The sequence below is a fragment of the Erythrobacter sp. genome, assembly GCF_035194505.1.
GTDB lineage: Bacteria > Pseudomonadota > Alphaproteobacteria > Sphingomonadales > Sphingomonadaceae > Erythrobacter.
In genome coordinates, this window is sequence record NZ_CP136573.1 from 71,344 (window position 1) to 86,856 (window position 15,513).

The 15,513-nt window shown below is 64.6% G+C and carries 24 protein-coding genes; 9 read left to right on the top strand and 15 right to left on the bottom strand.

Going from position 1 to position 15,513, the window contains the following annotated elements; translation table 11 throughout:
* Positions 1–3 precede the first annotated feature (3 nt).
* The 15 genes from accB to RSE14_RS00455 form a co-directional block, all read right to left on the bottom strand.
* Entirely contained in the window at positions 4–519 is a 516-nt protein-coding gene (gene accB, locus RSE14_RS00385; RefSeq protein WP_324075115.1) for an acetyl-CoA carboxylase biotin carboxyl carrier protein, read from the bottom strand.
* A 118-nt stretch (positions 520–637) separates the two neighbouring features.
* The gene (locus RSE14_RS00390; RefSeq protein WP_324075118.1) at positions 638–1,078 is read right to left on the bottom strand and encodes a type II 3-dehydroquinate dehydratase; all 441 of its coding nucleotides are present in this window, start codon (positions 1,076–1,078) and stop codon (positions 638–640) included.
* 340 nt (positions 1,079–1,418) lie between these two features.
* On the bottom strand, positions 1,419–1,832 hold the full coding sequence (locus RSE14_RS00395) for a holin family protein (protein ID WP_324075119.1): 414 nt from the start codon (positions 1,830–1,832) through the stop codon (positions 1,419–1,421).
* Positions 1,833–1,902: 70 nt separating this feature from the next.
* Positions 1,903–2,808: an HpcH/HpaI aldolase/citrate lyase family protein gene (locus RSE14_RS00400; protein WP_324075121.1), complete on the bottom strand. Its 906-nt coding sequence runs from the start codon at positions 2,806–2,808 to the stop codon at positions 1,903–1,905.
* Positions 2,805–3,224 (bottom strand): SufE family protein, encoded by a 420-nt coding sequence (locus tag RSE14_RS00405; protein WP_324075122.1) that lies wholly within the window; start codon positions 3,222–3,224, stop codon positions 2,805–2,807. Before RSE14_RS00405 ends, RSE14_RS00400 begins: the two co-directional genes overlap by 4 nt.
* 45 nt (positions 3,225–3,269) lie before the next feature.
* Entirely contained in the window at positions 3,270–3,446 is a 177-nt protein-coding gene (locus RSE14_RS00410) for a hypothetical protein (protein WP_324075124.1), read from the bottom strand.
* Positions 3,443–3,697 carry a hypothetical protein gene (locus RSE14_RS00415; protein WP_324075127.1) on the bottom strand — a complete coding sequence of 85 codons (255 nt, stop codon included), beginning with the start codon at positions 3,695–3,697 and terminating at the stop codon, positions 3,443–3,445. The genes RSE14_RS00410 and RSE14_RS00415 overlap by 4 nt, the downstream gene beginning before the upstream one ends.
* Before the next feature lie 4 nt (positions 3,698–3,701).
* On the bottom strand, positions 3,702–4,034 hold the full coding sequence (locus RSE14_RS00420) for a hypothetical protein (RefSeq protein WP_324075129.1): 333 nt from the start codon (positions 4,032–4,034) through the stop codon (positions 3,702–3,704).
* The gene (locus RSE14_RS00425; RefSeq protein ID WP_324075131.1) at positions 4,034–4,390 is read right to left on the bottom strand and encodes a hypothetical protein; all 357 of its coding nucleotides are present in this window, start codon (positions 4,388–4,390) and stop codon (positions 4,034–4,036) included. Before RSE14_RS00425 ends, RSE14_RS00420 begins: the two co-directional genes overlap by 1 nt.
* Positions 4,390–4,722, bottom strand: a complete 333-nt coding sequence (locus tag RSE14_RS00430) for a hypothetical protein (RefSeq protein WP_324075133.1) — start codon at positions 4,720–4,722, stop codon at positions 4,390–4,392. The genes RSE14_RS00425 and RSE14_RS00430 overlap by 1 nt, the downstream gene beginning before the upstream one ends.
* Positions 4,722–5,030: a hypothetical protein gene (locus RSE14_RS00435; RefSeq protein WP_324075135.1), complete on the bottom strand. Its 309-nt coding sequence runs from the start codon at positions 5,028–5,030 to the stop codon at positions 4,722–4,724. Before RSE14_RS00435 ends, RSE14_RS00430 begins: the two co-directional genes overlap by 1 nt.
* A 32-nt stretch (positions 5,031–5,062) precedes the next feature.
* Complete coding sequence (gene pspC, locus RSE14_RS00440; protein ID WP_324075137.1) at positions 5,063–5,437, bottom strand: envelope stress response membrane protein PspC; 375 nt, start codon at positions 5,435–5,437, stop codon at positions 5,063–5,065.
* Positions 5,434–5,739 carry an envelope stress response membrane protein PspB gene (pspB, locus tag RSE14_RS00445; protein WP_324075139.1) on the bottom strand — a complete coding sequence of 102 codons (306 nt, stop codon included), beginning with the start codon at positions 5,737–5,739 and terminating at the stop codon, positions 5,434–5,436. The genes pspC and pspB overlap by 4 nt, the downstream gene beginning before the upstream one ends.
* A 3-nt stretch (positions 5,740–5,742) precedes the next feature.
* The gene (pspA, locus tag RSE14_RS00450) at positions 5,743–6,708 is read right to left on the bottom strand and encodes a phage shock protein PspA (protein WP_416379355.1); all 966 of its coding nucleotides are present in this window, start codon (positions 6,706–6,708) and stop codon (positions 5,743–5,745) included.
* 1 nt (position 6,709) lies between these two features.
* Positions 6,710–6,895, bottom strand: a complete 186-nt coding sequence (locus RSE14_RS00455) for a hypothetical protein (RefSeq protein ID WP_324075141.1) — start codon at positions 6,893–6,895, stop codon at positions 6,710–6,712.
* Positions 6,896–7,054: 159 nt separating this feature from the next.
* Here RSE14_RS00455 and pspF point away from each other — a divergent pair, with 159 nt between their 5' ends.
* From pspF to rbfA, 9 genes are all read left to right on the top strand, one after another.
* The gene (pspF, locus tag RSE14_RS00460) at positions 7,055–8,113 is read left to right on the top strand and encodes a phage shock protein operon transcriptional activator (RefSeq protein WP_324075143.1); all 1,059 of its coding nucleotides are present in this window, start codon (positions 7,055–7,057) and stop codon (positions 8,111–8,113) included.
* 61 nt (positions 8,114–8,174) lie between these two features.
* Positions 8,175–8,471: a hypothetical protein gene (locus RSE14_RS00465; RefSeq protein ID WP_324075145.1), complete on the top strand. Its 297-nt coding sequence runs from the start codon at positions 8,175–8,177 to the stop codon at positions 8,469–8,471.
* 97 nt (positions 8,472–8,568) lie between these two features.
* A complete protein-coding gene (locus RSE14_RS00470) occupies positions 8,569–8,994 on the top strand; it encodes a PilZ domain-containing protein (RefSeq protein ID WP_324075147.1) in 426 nt (141 codons plus the stop codon).
* Positions 8,995–9,146: 152 nt separating this feature from the next.
* A complete protein-coding gene (gene rimP / locus RSE14_RS00475) occupies positions 9,147–9,716 on the top strand; it encodes a ribosome maturation protein RimP (protein WP_324075150.1) in 570 nt (189 codons plus the stop codon).
* Positions 9,716–11,344, top strand: coding sequence for a transcription termination factor NusA (nusA, locus tag RSE14_RS00480; RefSeq protein ID WP_324075152.1), 1,629 nt, complete (start codon positions 9,716–9,718; stop codon positions 11,342–11,344). Before rimP ends, nusA begins: the two co-directional genes overlap by 1 nt.
* Positions 11,325–12,119, top strand: coding sequence for a DUF448 domain-containing protein (locus RSE14_RS00485; RefSeq protein ID WP_324075154.1), 795 nt, complete (start codon positions 11,325–11,327; stop codon positions 12,117–12,119). The genes nusA and RSE14_RS00485 overlap by 20 nt, the downstream gene beginning before the upstream one ends.
* Positions 12,120–12,128: 9 nt before the next feature.
* The gene (gene infB, locus RSE14_RS00490) at positions 12,129–14,669 is read left to right on the top strand and encodes a translation initiation factor IF-2 (protein ID WP_324075157.1); all 2,541 of its coding nucleotides are present in this window, start codon (positions 12,129–12,131) and stop codon (positions 14,667–14,669) included.
* Positions 14,666–15,106 (top strand): PaaI family thioesterase, encoded by a 441-nt coding sequence (locus tag RSE14_RS00495; RefSeq protein WP_324075160.1) that lies wholly within the window; start codon positions 14,666–14,668, stop codon positions 15,104–15,106. Before infB ends, RSE14_RS00495 begins: the two co-directional genes overlap by 4 nt.
* The gene (gene rbfA, locus RSE14_RS00500) at positions 15,106–15,513 is read left to right on the top strand and encodes a 30S ribosome-binding factor RbfA (RefSeq protein WP_324075162.1); all 408 of its coding nucleotides are present in this window, start codon (positions 15,106–15,108) and stop codon (positions 15,511–15,513) included. The genes RSE14_RS00495 and rbfA overlap by 1 nt, the downstream gene beginning before the upstream one ends.

Here is a 15,513-nt window from a genome sequence, read left to right on the forward strand (position 1 = left end):
ATCTTACGAGATCACCACCAGAGGCTGGTCGAATTCGACCGGCTGGGCGTTCTCGATCAGGATCGCGGTGACGGTGCCCGACTTGGGCGCGGTGATCGGGTTCATCACCTTCATCGCTTCCACGATCAGCAGGGTGTCGCCTTCCTTCACCGCCTTGCCGACCGCGATGAAGTTCGCGGCACCCGGCTCCGCCGCGAGGTAGCAGGTGCCGACCATCGGCGACTTGACCGCGTTCTTGAGATCGGGGCCGGCGGGTGCAGCAGGCTCGGCTGCGGCCGGAGCGGCAGCGGCGGGTGCAGCGGCAGCCACGGCAGGCGCAGGGGCTGCGGCGTAGACCGGGGCAGCGGCAGCCATGCTTGCGCGCGAGACGCGGATCTTGCGGTCGTCATCCTCGACCTCGATCTCGGTCAGCCCGGTCTCGTTCAGCAGTTCGGCCAGTTCGCGCACCATTGCGGTGTCGATGTTCATGCCCGACTTGCGCCCGTTCGCCTTGCTGCCTTGGCCAGCGTCGTTTGCCATGTATGCCCCTTGTCAAATGCCGTGCGCTCGAAACTGCGCGGATAAAGCGCGAGCGTCTATTGCGGCCAATTGCGGCAGGCAAGTGGCAGCGGTGCAAAATGTGAAACTTGGATGACGATTAAACCGCGCCTGACGCTACGGCTTCGAGCGCGATGCGGTAGGAATCGGCCCCGTGCCCCTCGACCGTCATGGCCGCAGCCATGCCGACATAGGACAAGTGGCGGAAAGCCTCGCGGGTCTTGGGGGCGGAGAGGTGCACCTCGATCACCGGCGTGCGGATCGCCTTGATCGCATCGAGCAGCGCGATGGAAGTGTGGGTATAGGCGGCCGCATTGAGCAGCACCGCCCGCGCGCCTTCGGCCTGAGCTTCGTGCAGCCAGTCGACCAGCATCCCTTCGTGATTGGTCTGGCGCATCTCGATTTCGAGCCCGAGTTCGCGGGCGCGATCCTCCAGCATTCCCGCGATATCATCGAGCGTGGTGGTGCCGTAGATCTCCGGCTCGCGTGTGCCGAGGAGATTGAGATTGGGGCCGTTGAGGACGTAGACGAGGTTGCTCATGGGGGCGGGGATAGCGGGAAGGTGCGGGGCGGGGAAGAGTGTGCTGATACCCGGGGGCTGTGGCCGTGACATGCGCGATGTGCGAGACCGGGATGCAGAAACGGGATAGGGTTTTCTTGCGCGCGGCGTTCCGGAAGACCTGATCGGTCACCTTTTGCGAGCTTGCCCGAGCGCTTGCAGCGCCGACATAAGTAAAAAAAGCCCCTGCCCGAAGGCAGGGGCTTGAGGTCTGGAGCCTCATGGCTCCTCGGGTCGCGATGCATGTTTATCAGGTCGCTGCCGCGATGCTTGTTACAAATGCTGTTAGGTGTGGCGGAGAGGGTGCCTGCTCGGTTCCCGCCTACCGGTCCACGCCCTTGACCTTTCCCCACTGGCGCGCCGCCGTGTAGCCGAGGTAGCCGGTGCCGAAGAGGGCGTAGAGCGGCTCCGGCAGCCCGGTCAGGTAGGCGTTCATCCCCGCCGCGATATCGCTTGCCGCCACGGGGTTGAAGGCGCTCAGCACCCCCATCGGCAGCGCGGCAAGCAGCAGGATGTACATCACGTAGAGAAAGCTCGGGCGAGCGCGGCTGGTCCAGGGGTCTTTCGAGTTCGCCTCGGCGACAATCGCCTGAAGCTGGGCCTCAATCATCTGCATTTCTTGCGAGCCTTGCAGTGTGATCAGTTCGAGCTTGGCCCTGGCCTGGGCCTCCTTGTCCGGAATGATCTTGTCGATCAGCGAGGCGATGGGGCCGATAAGGACGTCGATCAGGGCCATGTTTTGCGCTCCTTGCGGGTGAGTCGTGCAAAAAATGACCAAATCGGTTAATGTAGGAAAATGAATTAACCTATTTTGTATCAGCTTCGGCTAAGAGCCTCTGTGCGAGCACTAGATGCGGGCGGTCGAGCATTGCTCCATCCAGCGCCACCACGCCTGCGCCGGGATGATCTTCAAAGGCCTGCACCACCGCGCGGGCGTGGGCCAGTTCCTCGGCGCTGGGAGTGAAGGCAGCATTGATAGGATCAACCTGTGCGGGGTGGATCGCCAGCATCCCGGCAAAACCCTGCGTCCGCACCCGCCGTGCGCGGGCCGCCAGCGCTTCGAGATCGCGGAACTCGGGCTGAACCGTCTCGATCGCCGCCACGCCCGCGGCAGACGCGCCGATCAGGCACAGGCTGCGCGCCATTTCATAGGTGTGCGAATACTCGCCATCAGGCCCGCGCTGCTCGCGCGCACCCAGCGCGGATGACAAGTCCTCTGCGCCCCAGCTCATCGCCACCAGCCGCTCGCGGCCCGGATAGTCGCCGACATAATCGCCGGTCTTGAACATCGCCGCTGCCGTCTCGGTGACGAGAGCGGCAATCAGCGTGCGGCCCAGCGGAATGCCGTTGGCGGCTTCCAGCGCGGTGAGATAGTGGTGCAGCCGGGTGATGTCGGCGGCCCCTTCGGCCTTGGGCAGAAATACGCCGCCCGGGCGCGAGGGAATGATCGCGGCGCAATCGAGCACGCAATCGGTGCTCGCCACCGGATTGATCCGCACCCACAGCCTTGCGCGATTGGCGTTGGCGGCGATCTGTTCGGCCACCATCAGGCGCGCCGCCGGCTTGTTTTCGGGCGAGACCGAATCTTCAAGATCGAGCAGCGCGATGTCGGCGGGGCTGGCGATCGCCTTGCCCATCTTCTTCTCGCTGTCTCCCGGCGCGAACAGCCATGAGCGCATTCTGGGAAGGGCAGGGGTGTCAGCCATGGTCATTCCTTTCCGGCCGCAGCCAGCCGCGCTGCGTGTTCCTGCACCAGCGCGATCATGTTGGGGACGCCCTGCGTTCGGTTGGAGGAGAGCTGGTTTCTGAGATCGAAGGGCGCAAGCGCGGCCATAACATCCATTGCCGCTACGTCGGTAGCGGGCTTGTCCTGCACCGCAGCGATCACCAGTGCGACGATGCCCTTGGTGATCGCGGCGTTGCTATCGGCGAGAAAATGCAGCCGCTCGGCTTCATGGCCCGCCGGATAGACCCACACCGCTGCCGAACAGCCGCGCACCAGCGTCGCGTCAGTCTTGAGAGCGTCGGGCATCGGCTCCAGCGTGCGGCCCAGCTCGATCAGCAGGCCGTAGCGTTCGTCGCCTTCGAGGAACTCATATTCTTCGAGAATGTCGGAAAGGGTGCGCATCACCCGCAATTAGGCAGGCTGCGCGCCAAACGGAAGAGGGCTTTGCTAGCCGGCGATGCCGCCCGGCCGGGTGAAGGCATGCCAGATCACGTAGAACCAGCCGAGAAAGCCGTGGACGATCGCCCAGATGATCGACTTGTGGATGCTCCAGCTGATTGCCACAGCGATTGCGCTGCCGAGGCCGATCCCGGCCTGCGCGGCGGATTGCGATGCGCTGCTCACATGTCCACTCCGCTGGCGATGGCTTCAAGCTTGCGGATGCGCTCTTTCAGATCAGCCAGTTCGATCCGGGCCGTGCCGATCCCCGAGCCTTCTTCGGCCTGGGCAGGCTTGGGCGCGGTGCAATCGAGTTCCTGCCGTTTCAGCTCCAGCCATCCCTGCCAGCCGCGCAGAAGGGCGGCGGCAATGACGACAAGGCCGATCAGGCTCCCGCCGGTCGTGATAAGGGTCGGGTCGAGCAGGGGAGAGATCATGGGACTATTCCTCCTTTGCTGCAGGCAGAGCCCGCGTCTTTCCCTGTGAGTCGGGCTGTGCCCTCAGGGCTTCGATTTCCGCTGCAATGCGCGCCTGTTCGCGGGCATCACCGGTATTTGCGTCGGTGGCGATGCGTTCGAGCACCTTCACCCGCTCCTTGAGGTCGGTCAGCTCGCGCCGTGCCGCTTCAAGTTCGGCGCGCCCGCCCGTTTCATCGCGGGCGGCAAGTTTCTGGTTGCCGTCCTCGTCGGTTACGATCCCGGCGCGGGCGCGGGCAATCTCGACCACACCCCAGATGATGATGCCCACCAGGGCGACAATCGCCCAGCTGCTCATTACGCTTCGCCCTTGTCGGTCAGGTTCGAGAGCGCGCGGTCACGCAGGGCGTCGATCTCGGCGCCGAGGTGGTATCCACCATCGGTGACGATGCGTTCGACATTGGCGAGACGGTCCTTCATCGAACCCAGTTCCGCGCGCAGCTCGGCATTCTCCTGGGTCAGCAGGGTCACGCGGTGCGCGGTTTCCTTGTCGGAGCCCGGCTTCAGCGACTGGCCCCACATGCCTTCGAGCGGATAGCCGTTCTTGATCTTCATCCGGGTGTTCTGGAACGAGGTCAGGATCCCCATCGCGCCGAGCACGAAGCCGCCGGCGATGATCCAGCCAAGATAGGGCAGAAAATCAGCAGGTTCCATTACACACGTTCCTTTTTGGTGGTCTGCGCGAGCCCGATCGGTGCGCCGTTGTCATCGCGCAGCGCCTCGATCTCGGCGGCCAGCGAATAGCCGCGATCAGTGACAATCTTTTCGAGCACGACCAGCCGGTCCTGCATCGCATCGACCTTGTCATGGAGCGCCTTGTTCTCTGTCTTGAGACGCAGGGTCTCGGCGGTGTCCTTGCGCTCGGTTTTGCCGCCCCATTCGTCTTCGAGGGCATAGCCATGCTTGGCGCGGATCCAGTTGTTGATGAGCCAACCCATGGTGCAGACCACCACGATGGCGACAATAGCGCCAGGGTCATGAAACATCAGACACGTTCCTTCTTTTCGATGCCGAGCGGCACGCCCGCGCCTTCATCCACCCGGCGGGTGTCGCGCAAGGCTTCGATCTGGGCGGCGACATTGTAGCCGCCATCGGTGACGATGCGCTCGAGCACTTGGACGCGGTCTTCGAGCCGCTGGATATGGCTGGCATATTGCGCGGCCTTCTCGGCGGTCTGCTCGGCGGTCGCGCCGATCTGCATTTCGGCCAGCCGCTGCTGGTGCTTGGTCCAGATGGCGACAATCGGGATCATCAGCGCGACGATCGGGATCATCAGGGCAAGATAACCTTCCATGTTTTGCAGTCCCCTGTTGCTGGTGTGCAGGCTTAGCGCAGCCGCTCGATTTCGGCGGTCAGGCGCGGATTGCTGCTGACGTAGTGGGTTTCCACGGCGGCCAGCCGGCGGTCGATATCGCGGAAGCTCGAGCGGATCTCGCGGGCCGTGCGGCGCGGGCTCTGGCGCACGCCCTGCCAGTACTTCTGCTCGCTCTCATCGCGGTAGAGATAGGGCGGCTTCTTGTTGAGGATGAAGCCGGCGATGAAGTAGGCGAAGATCGGCCAGCCGAGCCCGAGCGACAGTGCGAGCGTTCCGAGACGGACCCAGAAGACATTGACCCCGGTGTAGTCGGCGATCCCTGCGCAGACACCCATCAGCTTGGCATTGTGCTTGTCGCGGTAAAGCGTGGTGCGGGGGCTGTTCATGCGCGGGTTCCTTTCTTCTCGGCAATCAGCGCTTCGAGTTCGCGCAGCTGCTGGTTGTCTTTTTCCTGGTCGGCGATCAGGCGGCGGGCGGGGGTGAAGTCCGGATCATCGGCTGCGACGAGCCGCTCGACCGTGTCCATCCGTTCATCGAGCCGCTTGGCGAGGTTGTAGAGCTCCTCAAGCAACACCTCGTCATCAGCAGTGATGGTCGGCGCGGTCTTCCACTTGGTCATGTAGTGGAGCACCATCCACGGCAGGGCGATAAAGATCGCGCCGATGGCCATGACACCTTCGATTTCCATGGCTTATTCTCCCTTCCCGTCGTCGGCCTTGCCGAGCGCCTTCTTCATGGCTTCCAATTCGTCATCGATCGCGTCCGAACCGGCGAGTGCGGCAATTTCATCGGCGAGCGACGGGGGCTTGCCTTCCGCGATCTGCAAGGCGTCGGCGCGGCCCTCGGCGTAGTCGACGCGGCGTTCGAGCTGGTCGAAGCGGGCCAGCGCCTCGTCGGTGCGCTCGGTGCTCATCAGCGTGCGCAGCTTGACGCGGTTCTCGGCGCTTTCGAGGCGCGCAGCGATCGCGGTCTGGCGGCTGCGGGCTTCGCGCAGGCGGTGCTGCAGCTTCTGGATGTCGTCCTCGTAGGCGCGCAGGGCATCGTCGAGCACGGCGATCTCGGTCTTGAGCTGGTCGGCCATGTCGCCGGCCTTCTTCTTTTCGACGAGGGCAGCGCGGGCGAGATCCTCGCGATCCTTCGAAAGGGCAAGCTGAGCCTTCTCGGCCCAGTCGGCCTGGAGGCGATCAAGCTTCACGCAATGACGATGCATTTCCTTCTGGTCCGCGATGGTGCGTGCAGCCGAGGCGCGCACTTCGACCAGGGTTTCCTCCATCTCGAGGATGATCATGCGGATCATCTTCGTGGGGTCGTCTGCCTTGTCGAGCATGTCGTTGAAGTTGGCGGCAATGATGTCGCGGGTGCGGCTGAAAATGCCCATGAAGGCTACTCCATCGAGAAACGAATTGACCCGGTCCTGCGGTGCGACTCGCGGCGCATCGCCATTATGGGCGTCACCGCGAGATTGCGTCGGGGTGGGGCTGCGGCGCAAGGCTTCGATTTCCTCGTCGAGCCGCGACAGCCGTCCGGACGACAGCAGGCGGGAAGGTTGGGCCGGAGCATCGCTGCTCAGGTTGTCGCTTGTGGGGCGTGCGTCACCGGCAGCATCTGCGGGGGGGACACTACGCTCCGGCCCGAGGGGGTCACGGGGATCGCCCATCTCAGGCAATCTCGATCACCGCGCCGGAGCCCGACGCGGGGTGGACGACAGGGGCGGCATGGGCCGCGCCCGGCTGGATCTGCGAGGACAGCGCGATCATCATCACCATCGCTGCGATGCTGGCCATTGCGGCCTGCCCGAGCTTGGTGCTCCAGAAGCTGCTCTGCGCGGTGTTGCGGTTGATCATTTGGGCCTCCCAAAGTGAAAGTCGGTGGTGTTGCCAGTGAATTTGCAACCGCCGTGCCAAACTCGAAAAATGGCGGAAATCAGGGATTTTTAATGGATTTCGCTGGGTCATCATTGGTGGCTATTGCCAAGCATTGGTGAAAATTGCTACAGGTTGGCCATGGAACGCGAGAGCCAGTTCATAGGCCAATCGGGCGCCTTTCTCGACGCGGTCGAGCGCGCCAGCCGCGCGGCGTCGATGAACCGTCCGGTGCTGGTGATCGGTGAGCGCGGCACCGGCAAGGAGCTGATCGCCGAACGTCTCCATCGCCTCTCCAGCCGCTGGGACGAGCCGCTCGTTACCATGAATTGCGCGGCCTTGCCCGAAACCCTGATCGAGGCCGAGCTGTTCGGGCATGAGGCGGGAGCCTTCACCGGGGCAACCAAGGCGCGCGCGGGCCGTTTCGAGGAAGCCGATCGCGGCACGCTGTTTCTCGACGAGCTTGGCACATTGTCGATGGGTGCGCAGGAGCGGCTTCTGCGTGCGGTCGAATATGGCGAGGTCACCCGCATCGGTGCCTCGCGTCCGATCCGGGTCGATGTGCGGATTGTCGCGGCAACCAACGACGATCTGCCCGGGCTGGCGGCCAGCGGCGAATTCCGTGCGGATCTGCTCGACCGGCTGAGTTTCGAAGTCATCACCCTGCCGCCGCTGCGGGTGCGCGAGGGTGATATCGGGGTGCTGGCCGAATATTTCGGGCGACGCATGGCGGCCGAGCTTGATTGGGATCGCTGGCCCGGCTTTGCGGCGCATGTGATGACGAGCCTCGAGGACTATCACTGGCCGGGCAATGTTCGCGAGCTGCGCAACGTGATCGAGCGCGCGGTCTACCGCTGGGGCGATTACGACAGCCCGATTGCCCATGTGCAGTTCGATCCCTTCGACAGTCCATGGCGACCGCGCCCGCCGGAGCATCGCCGCAGTTCCGCAGGCGCGCCGGCCGCATCGGCTGGCCAGCCACGCGCCGCCGCACCGGCGGCCAGCGACTTCGATACGGTCGAGGACCTGCGCGCCGCTGTCGATGCACATGAGCGCGCGATCCTTGAACATGCGCTCGGCAAGCACCGCTGGAACCAGCGCCAGACCGCAAGGGCGCTGGGGCTGACCTATGACCAACTCCGTCATGCGATCCGCAAGCACGGGATCATGGAAAGCCAGGACGGCAGCCCGGGTGCCTAACCGATTGCTAAGAATTGCAAGTTAGTCTGTGCGGGTTCAGCAGCTACCAGTGAGCCCCTCCATGCGTTTCATTGTCGATATCGTCGAAAACGTGACCAGCTCGATCCGTTTCATCGTCGGGTTGGTTGTGGTGGCCGGTTTGCTGATCGGTCTGTTTTTCACCGCGGGTGTCGCGACGGTCGCGCCAGAGGTGGTGGAGCGGGTCGGGGAAAAGGCTATTGCGGCAGAAAAGGCGCAGCGCGTTGCTCATGAGATGGGGAAAGACGGCTGGGGCTACAGCGCGGCAGCCGCATCGGCCGGCGAGCAGGACGCGGGCACGAAGGTCCCCTCCGAAGGTGACGACGGCTGGGCCGAGTAAGCGCTTCGTCCGCTGACAGGTGCAACGAAATCCACAGAAGTTATCCCTAGGGCAGGTTTCGGCGCGATTTCATCGACAGGTGGCAACGTGGCCTGCAATGGCCCAGCCTGTCTATCTCGCCAAAGCGCAACCCGGCAGCGATCCGGCGCGCCGGATCCTTCCGGGAAGGCGGGCTTTCGCACGCCTGCGCCTGGCGATCCCGGCGCGTCTGCTTGCGACCCATGCGACCGGCACCTGCGTGCTGCTCGATCTGTCCCGCACCGGCGCCCGCATCGGTCTTGCCGACCCCTTGCCGCCGGGAGACATGCTTTATCTGCGGCTGGCTGGCTTCGAGGTGTTTGCCGAGGTGGTGTGGCGCGAGCTCGGTGATGGCGGGGGTATCAACGGCTTGACGTTTGACGAACCTCTCGACGAGGCAGCGGTCCTCGATGTGCGGCATTTTGCCGAGGGGTTCGAGCAGCGTGAACGCGAAATGCTTCGCGAACAGGTGCGCAGCTGGGTCGAAGGGCAGATCCGTCTCTGACACCGGCCCGCACAAGCTAGGCACTTGCCAAACCGCGCATCCGCGCCTAAGTGGGCCGCAATCCCGGCATTGTCGTGACAAGGTTTGGATGCTGGCGCCTCCGGGGGCCGGCCCGAAACGCGTTGCAAATATGTCTTCCGACCGGAGAACCAATGGCCGATATCGCGCGCCTGACTGCACTGATCGAACCCGAGGCCACCGCGCTCGGCTTTGATCTTGTGCGCGTCGCGATGCTTCCGTCCGAGGCAGGTGATGGCGGCATGGCGCTCCAGATCATGGCCGAAGATCCGGCCACCGGCCAGCTGGTGATCGACCAATGCGCCGCCCTGTCGCGCCGTGTGTCCGATGTGATCGACGCTGCCGAAGAGGCTGGCGAAGTGCTGATCGAAGGCGCCTACCACCTCGAAGTATCCTCGCCGGGCATCGATCGTCCGCTGACCCGCGAAAAGGACTACGCGAACTGGGCCGGGCACGAAGTGCGGATTGTCATGGACAAGGGCTATGGCGGCCAGCGCGTCAACAAGGGCCTGCTTGGCGGGCTTGAAGGCGACATGGTGCTGGTGGCCGAGGCCAAGGCCGGCAACGTGCGCTTGCCGCTCGAACAGATCCATTCGGCCCGGCTCGTCCTCACCGACGCGCTGATTGCCGCCACCCGCCCGCTCGACATGAGCGGAGCAGACGAACTTATCGAAGACTCCCAGCAAGAAAAGGCAGACGACTGATGGCCAGTGCCATTTCCGCCAACAAGGCCGAACTCCTCGCGATCGCCAACGCGGTTGCCTCGGAAAAGATGATCGACAAGGCGATCGTCATCGAGGCGATGGAAGAGGCGATCCAGAAATCGGCGCGCAACCGCTACGGCGCGGAAAACGACATCCGTGCAAAGCTCGATCCGCTGACCGGCGATCTCACGCTGTGGCGCGTGGTCGAAGTGGTCGATGTGGTCGAGGACTACTTCAAGCAGGTCGATCTGAAGCAGGGCGAAAAGCTCCAGCCGGGCGCCAAGGTGGGTGACTTCATCGTCGATCCGCTGCCCCCGGTCGATCTGGGCCGTATTGACGCGCAGTCGGCCAAGCAGGTGATCTTCCAGAAGGTTCGCGATGCCGAGCGCGAGCGTCAGTACGAAGAATTCAAGGACCGCGCCGGCGAAATCATCACCGGCGTGATCAAGTCGGTCGAGTTCGGCCACGTGATCGTCAACCTCGGCCGCGCCGAGGGCGTGATCCGTCGCGATCAGCAGATCCCGCGCGAAGCCGCCCGTACCGGTGAGCGCGTGCGCGCGCTGATCACCAAGGTCGAGCGCAACAATCGCGGGCCGCAGATCTTTTTGAGCCGCGCGCATCCCGATTTCATGAAGAAGCTGTTCGCGCAGGAAGTGCCCGAAATCTACGACGGCATCATCGTGATCAAGGCCGCCGCCCGCGACCCGGGCAGCCGCGCCAAGATCGGTGTGATCAGCCACGATTCCAGCATCGATCCGGTCGGCGCCTGCGTGGGCATGAAGGGCAGCCGCGTGCAGGCGGTGGTGCAGGAACTTCAGGGCGAGAAGATCGACATCATCCCCTGGTCGGAAGACACCGCGACCTTCGTCGTCAACGCGTTGCAGCCCGCCACGGTGAGCCGCGTCGTGCTCGACGAGGATGACGGCCGTATCGAAGTGGTAGTGCCGGATGAACAGCTCAGCCTCGCGATCGGTCGCCGCGGCCAGAACGTCCGTCTGGCGAGCCAGCTGACCGGCCACCAGATCGACATTATGACCGAGGAAGAGGCATCGGAGAAGCGCTCGAAGGAATTCGCCGAGCGTTCGAAGATGTTTGAGGAAGAGCTCGACGTCGACGAAACCCTCTCGCAGCTGCTGGTGGCCGAAGGCTTCGCCGAGCTCGAGGAAGTGGCCTATGTCGATCTCGCCGAACTCGCCAGCATCGAAGGCTTCGACGATGAACTGGCCGAGGAACTCCAGAGCCGCGCTCTCGAAGCTCTCGAACGGCAAGAGGCGGCGCACCGCGAAGTGCGCCGCGCTCTGGGCGTCGAAGATGCGCTGTCCGAGATGCCGCACCTCACCGAAGCGATGCTGGTCACGCTCGGCAAGGCGGGCATCAAGACGCTCGACGATCTGGCGGATCTCGCCACCGACGAACTGATCGCCAAGAAGCGCGAAGCGCCGCGTCGTCGCGGGGCTGCCGATGGCCCGCCGCAGCGGCGTCCGCAGCGCGAAGGCGACAAGGGCGGTGTGCTTGGCGAATATGGTCTCAGCGAAGAGCAGGGCAACGAGATCATCATGGCTGCCCGCGCACACTGGTTCGACGACGAGCCGACCGAGGAGGCCGCCCATGCGGACTCCACCCAATGAGCGCCTGACGTCCGACATCGCTGAGCCGTCGCTTCCCGCCAAGGCCGGGAGCGAGCGGCGCTGTATCCTCTCCGGGGAGCATGACGCGCGTGATGCGCTCGTGCGGCTGGCGATTTCGCCCGATGGTCTGGTGCTGCCCGATCCTGCTGCGAAGGCGCCAGGGCGTGGGGCGTGGATTGGTGTCAGCCGGCTAGAGCTGGAAGCAGCGATGGCCGATGGCGGCTTGAAGCGGGCTCTGATGCGCGCCTTCAAGGGCGCCGCCCTGACCATTCCGGCCGATCTTCCCGCCCTCGTCGAAGGCGCTTTGGCGCGTCATCTGTGTGACCGCCTGGGGCTGGAGCTGCGCTCAGGCAATATCGTGCTGGGCTCGGCCCGGATCGAGGAGCAGGCGCGGTCCGGCCGGGTCGCAGCCTTGCTCCACGCCAGCGACAGCAGCAAGGATGGGCGGCGCAAGCTCGATCAGGCCTGGCGCGTGGGCAGCGACGCGGAAGGTTCGGGCTTGCGCGGACTGGTCTTGCCTCTGGACCGCAATGCTTTGTCTGTGGCATTGGGCCGCGACAATGTCGTCCACCTTGGCGTTGCCGGTCATTCCGGTGACATGCGCGCCGCGACGCGGGTGCTGCAGGCGGTTTCCCGACTTTCGCATTTTGTCGCTGGCTACACTGCCGGCGCCGGGCGCGACTTGGTGGACAATTCTGGCCGGGATACGCCCGGCCACAGCGATCGGCCGCTTCCGGCTGGCCGTTCGGCATATGATGAATACGTGAAGGACTGACGAGCGATAATGAGCGACGACAACGACAACCAGCGCATCCGCAAACCTCTGGGCCTCAAGCGCTCGGTCGATGCGGGCGAGGTCAAGCAGACCTTCAGCCACGGCCGCACCAACAAGGTGGTGGTCGAGGTGAAGCGCCGCCGCGTGCTCGGCAAGCCCGGTGAAGCGGCTCCGCCGCCGCCCCCCCCGCCGCCGCCTCCGCCGCCCCCGCCGGTTGCTGAAAGGCCCGCACCCGCGCCGCGCCCGGCCCGTCCGGCGCCGGCTGGCGAGACCCCGCAGGAGCGCGTGAAGCGCCTCCAGCTTGAGGCCGAGGAAGAACGGCTGCGGATGGCCGAAGAAGCGCGCAAGCGTGAGGAAGCCGAAGCCCGCGAGCGCGAAGAAGAAGAGCGTCGCCGGGCCGAAGACAATCGCCGTGCGGAAGAAGAGGCCGAAAAGCAGCGTGCCGCTGCTCCCGTTGCCTCGCCTGCCGAGGACAGCGCCGCGGCGCCTGCCGATGAAGATGCCGGCGACAGCGTTGCTGCCCCGGCCGGCAAGGGCGACACCGTGCCTGCTGCGCGCAGGTTCACGCCCGTCGAACGGCCCGAGCCTAAGCGGCCCGAGGTCAAGGGCAAGAAGAAGGACGACAAGCGCGCAGCACCGAGCGACGAAGGCAAGGACAACCGCCGTTCAGGCAAGCTGACCGTCACGCGGGCTTTGAACGAGGATGAAGGCCGCCGTGCGCGTAGTCTCGCCGCCTTGAAGCGTGCGCGCGAGAAGGAACGCCGTGGTCAGGGTGGCCCCTCCAAGCCGCGCGAGAAGCAGGTGCGCGACGTGGTTGTGCCCGAGGCGATCACCGTGAGCGAACTTGCCAACCGCATGGCCGAAAAGGGTGCGGATCTGGTCAAGGCGCTGTTCAACATGGGGATGATGGTCACGGTCAACCAGACCATCGATCAGGACACCGCAGAGCTGCTGGTCGAGGAGTTTGGCCACAACATCACCCGCGTCTCGGCGAGCGATGTCGACATCGACACCAGCGAGGATGCCGATCCGGAAGAGACCCTGCGTCCGCGTCCGCCGGTGGTCACGATCATGGGCCACGTCGATCACGGCAAGACCAGCCTGCTTGATGCGCTGCGCGGAACCGATGTGGTGAAGGGCGAGGCCGGCGGCATCACCCAGCACATCGGTGCCTACCAGATCACGACCAAGGACAAGCAGAAGATCACCTTCCTCGACACCCCGGGTCACGCGGCCTTTACCGAGATGCGCATGCGCGGTGCCAATGTCACCGACATCGTCATTCTGGTGGTAGCGGGCGATGACGGGCTGATGCCGCAGACGATCGAGGCGATCAATCACACCAAGGCGGCCGGCGTGCCGATGATCGTGGCGATCACCAAGTCGGACAAGCCCGAGTACAACCCGCAGAAGATCCGTGAACGTCTGCTCGAACACGAAATCGTGGTCGAGGCGATGTCGGGCGAAGTGCAGGATGTCGAGGTTTCGGCCAAGACCGGCGCCGGGCTCGACAAGCTCATCGAGGCGATTGGCTTGCAGGCCGAACTGCTCGAACTGAAGTCGCGGCCCGACCGCGATGCCGAAGCGACCGTGATCGAAGCCCAGCTCGACAAGGGACGCGGGCCTGTGGCGACCGTGCTGGTCACCCGCGGCACGCTGAAGCGCGGCGATACCTTCGTCGTCGGTACGCAGAGCGGCAAGGTGCGCGCCATCGTCGATGACAAGGGGCAGCAGATCAAGGAAGCCGGCCCCTCGATGCCGGTCGAGGTGCTCGGCCTCGGCGGTGTGCCGTCGGCGGGCGATCAGCTCACCGTGGTCGAGAACGAGCAGCGCGCCCGCGAGGTCGCCAAGTATCGTCAGGAAATCGCCACCGAAAAGCGCACTGCGCTGGCGCCGACCAACTTCGATACGATGTTCAACAACCTCGCCTCCAACGTCATCGAATTCCCGGTGGTGGTGAAGGCCGACGTGCAGGGCTCGGTCGAAGCGATCGTCAATGCGCTCCACAACCTCTCGAATGACGAGATCAAGGTCCGCGTGCTCAATGCAGGCGTGGGGGCGATCACGGAAAGCGACGTGCTGCTGGCAGCGGCCTCGAAGGCGCCGATCATCGGCTTCAACGTGCGCCCCAACGCTAAGGCACGCGACCTCGTCAAGCGCGACGGGGTGCGGATGATGTATTACGATGTCATCTATCACCTCACCGATGAAGTCGCCAAGGAGATGGCGGGCGAGCTCGGGCCGGAGCGGATCGAAACCGTGGTCGGCCGTGCCGAGGTCAAGCAGGTGTTCCCTGCGGGCAAGAAGGACAAGGCCGCTGGCCTGCTGGTTCTGGAAGGCGCGATCCGCAAGGGTCTCTTCGCGCGTCTTACCCGTCAGGACGTTATCGTCTCGGCCACCAAGATCGCCTCGCTGCGGCGCTTCAAGGACGATGTCGACGAAGTGCGCACCGGCCTCGAATGCGGTGTGGTGCTTGAAGACACCAACGACATCAAGGCGGGCGACATGCTCGAAGTCTTCTCGGTCGAGGAGCGTGAGCGGACGCTGTGAGCGGGAACGAACACTACCCAGACGATGCCGGGCAGTCGCCGCATACGGCGCTGCTCGGCAGCGAGTTCGTCAGCTTCGACGAGGCTACGCAGACCGTGACCATGCGCTTCATGGTGAAGCGCGAGATGACCACCTGGCGCGGGGGCGTGCAGGGCGGGCTGGTGGCGGGCTATCTCGATGACGTGATGGGCTATGCCTATGTCGCGGCGACCGGCGGCGTCATGGCTCCGCTCAATCTCGAGATATCGATGAGCCTCATCCGGCTGATCCCGGAAGGGCCGCTGATCGGCAAAGGCCGGGTGGTGCGCGCCGGGCAGCGGGTGATCTTTCTGGAAGGTGAGCTGCTGGCGGAAGACGGCACGCTCCATGCCCGTGCCACCTCTACCGCGATCCCCACGCCGCGCCCAACTCCTGAACAGACCGGGATGACCCGCTGATGGCCAAGGCACCCTTTACTGCCGAGCAGCAATCGGTCCGCGTCCTCAAGGTGGGCGAGCGGGTGCGGCACATCCTGTCCGAACTGCTCGCGCGCGGCGAAGTGCATGACGATGTGGTGAGCGCATCCAACATCTCGGTCACCGAGGTGCGCATGACCCCTGACCTGCGCCATGCGACGGCCTATGTGAAGCCGTTGCTGGGTGCGGGCGACGAGCAAGTCGTCCACGCCCTCAGGCAGAACACCGCCTTTCTCCAGCGCGAGGTCGCTCAGCGGCTGGGGCTCAAATTCGCGCCCAAGCTGCGCTTCCGCAAGGATGAAAGCTTTGCCGAGGCCGACCGGATCGAGGCGTTGCTGCGCGATCCCAAGGTCGCCCGCGATCTGGATGCGGATGACGAGGGCGAATAG

What these genes read in the sequence shown, in the direction of transcription:
- accB (WP_324075115.1), bottom strand. Translation starts at nt 519, where the DNA reads ATGGCAAACGACGCTGGCCAAGGCAGCAAGGCGAACGGGCGCAAGTCG.
- RSE14_RS00390 (WP_324075118.1), bottom strand. Translation starts at nt 1,078, where the DNA reads ATGAGCAACCTCGTCTACGTCCTCAACGGCCCCAATCTCAATCTCCTC.
- RSE14_RS00395 (WP_324075119.1), bottom strand. Translation starts at nt 1,832, where the DNA reads ATGGCCCTGATCGACGTCCTTATCGGCCCCATCGCCTCGCTGATCGAC.
- RSE14_RS00400 (WP_324075121.1), bottom strand. Translation starts at nt 2,808, where the DNA reads ATGACCATGGCTGACACCCCTGCCCTTCCCAGAATGCGCTCATGGCTG.
- RSE14_RS00405 (WP_324075122.1), bottom strand. Translation starts at nt 3,224, where the DNA reads ATGCGCACCCTTTCCGACATTCTCGAAGAATATGAGTTCCTCGAAGGC.
- RSE14_RS00415 (WP_324075127.1), bottom strand. Translation starts at nt 3,697, where the DNA reads ATGATCTCTCCCCTGCTCGACCCGACCCTTATCACGACCGGCGGGAGC.
- RSE14_RS00420 (WP_324075129.1), bottom strand. Translation starts at nt 4,034, where the DNA reads ATGAGCAGCTGGGCGATTGTCGCCCTGGTGGGCATCATCATCTGGGGT.
- RSE14_RS00425 (WP_324075131.1), bottom strand. Translation starts at nt 4,390, where the DNA reads ATGGAACCTGCTGATTTTCTGCCCTATCTTGGCTGGATCATCGCCGGC.
- RSE14_RS00430 (WP_324075133.1), bottom strand. Translation starts at nt 4,722, where the DNA reads ATGTTTCATGACCCTGGCGCTATTGTCGCCATCGTGGTGGTCTGCACC.
- RSE14_RS00435 (WP_324075135.1), bottom strand. Translation starts at nt 5,030, where the DNA reads ATGGAAGGTTATCTTGCCCTGATGATCCCGATCGTCGCGCTGATGATC.
- pspC (WP_324075137.1), bottom strand. Translation starts at nt 5,437, where the DNA reads ATGAACAGCCCCCGCACCACGCTTTACCGCGACAAGCACAATGCCAAG.
- pspB (WP_324075139.1), bottom strand. Translation starts at nt 5,739, where the DNA reads ATGGAAATCGAAGGTGTCATGGCCATCGGCGCGATCTTTATCGCCCTG.
- pspA (WP_416379355.1), bottom strand. Translation starts at nt 6,708, where the DNA reads ATGGGCGATCCCCGTGACCCCCTCGGGCCGGAGCGTAGTGTCCCCCCC.
- RSE14_RS00455 (WP_324075141.1), bottom strand. Translation starts at nt 6,895, where the DNA reads ATGATCAACCGCAACACCGCGCAGAGCAGCTTCTGGAGCACCAAGCTC.
- pspF (WP_324075143.1), top strand. Translation starts at nt 7,055, where the DNA reads ATGGAACGCGAGAGCCAGTTCATAGGCCAATCGGGCGCCTTTCTCGAC.
- RSE14_RS00465 (WP_324075145.1), top strand. Translation starts at nt 8,175, where the DNA reads ATGCGTTTCATTGTCGATATCGTCGAAAACGTGACCAGCTCGATCCGT.
- RSE14_RS00470 (WP_324075147.1), top strand. Translation starts at nt 8,569, where the DNA reads ATGGCCCAGCCTGTCTATCTCGCCAAAGCGCAACCCGGCAGCGATCCG.
- rimP (WP_324075150.1), top strand. Translation starts at nt 9,147, where the DNA reads ATGGCCGATATCGCGCGCCTGACTGCACTGATCGAACCCGAGGCCACC.
- nusA (WP_324075152.1), top strand. Translation starts at nt 9,716, where the DNA reads ATGGCCAGTGCCATTTCCGCCAACAAGGCCGAACTCCTCGCGATCGCC.
- RSE14_RS00485 (WP_324075154.1), top strand. Translation starts at nt 11,325, where the DNA reads ATGCGGACTCCACCCAATGAGCGCCTGACGTCCGACATCGCTGAGCCG.
- infB (WP_324075157.1), top strand. Translation starts at nt 12,129, where the DNA reads ATGAGCGACGACAACGACAACCAGCGCATCCGCAAACCTCTGGGCCTC.
- rbfA (WP_324075162.1), top strand. Translation starts at nt 15,106, where the DNA reads ATGGCCAAGGCACCCTTTACTGCCGAGCAGCAATCGGTCCGCGTCCTC.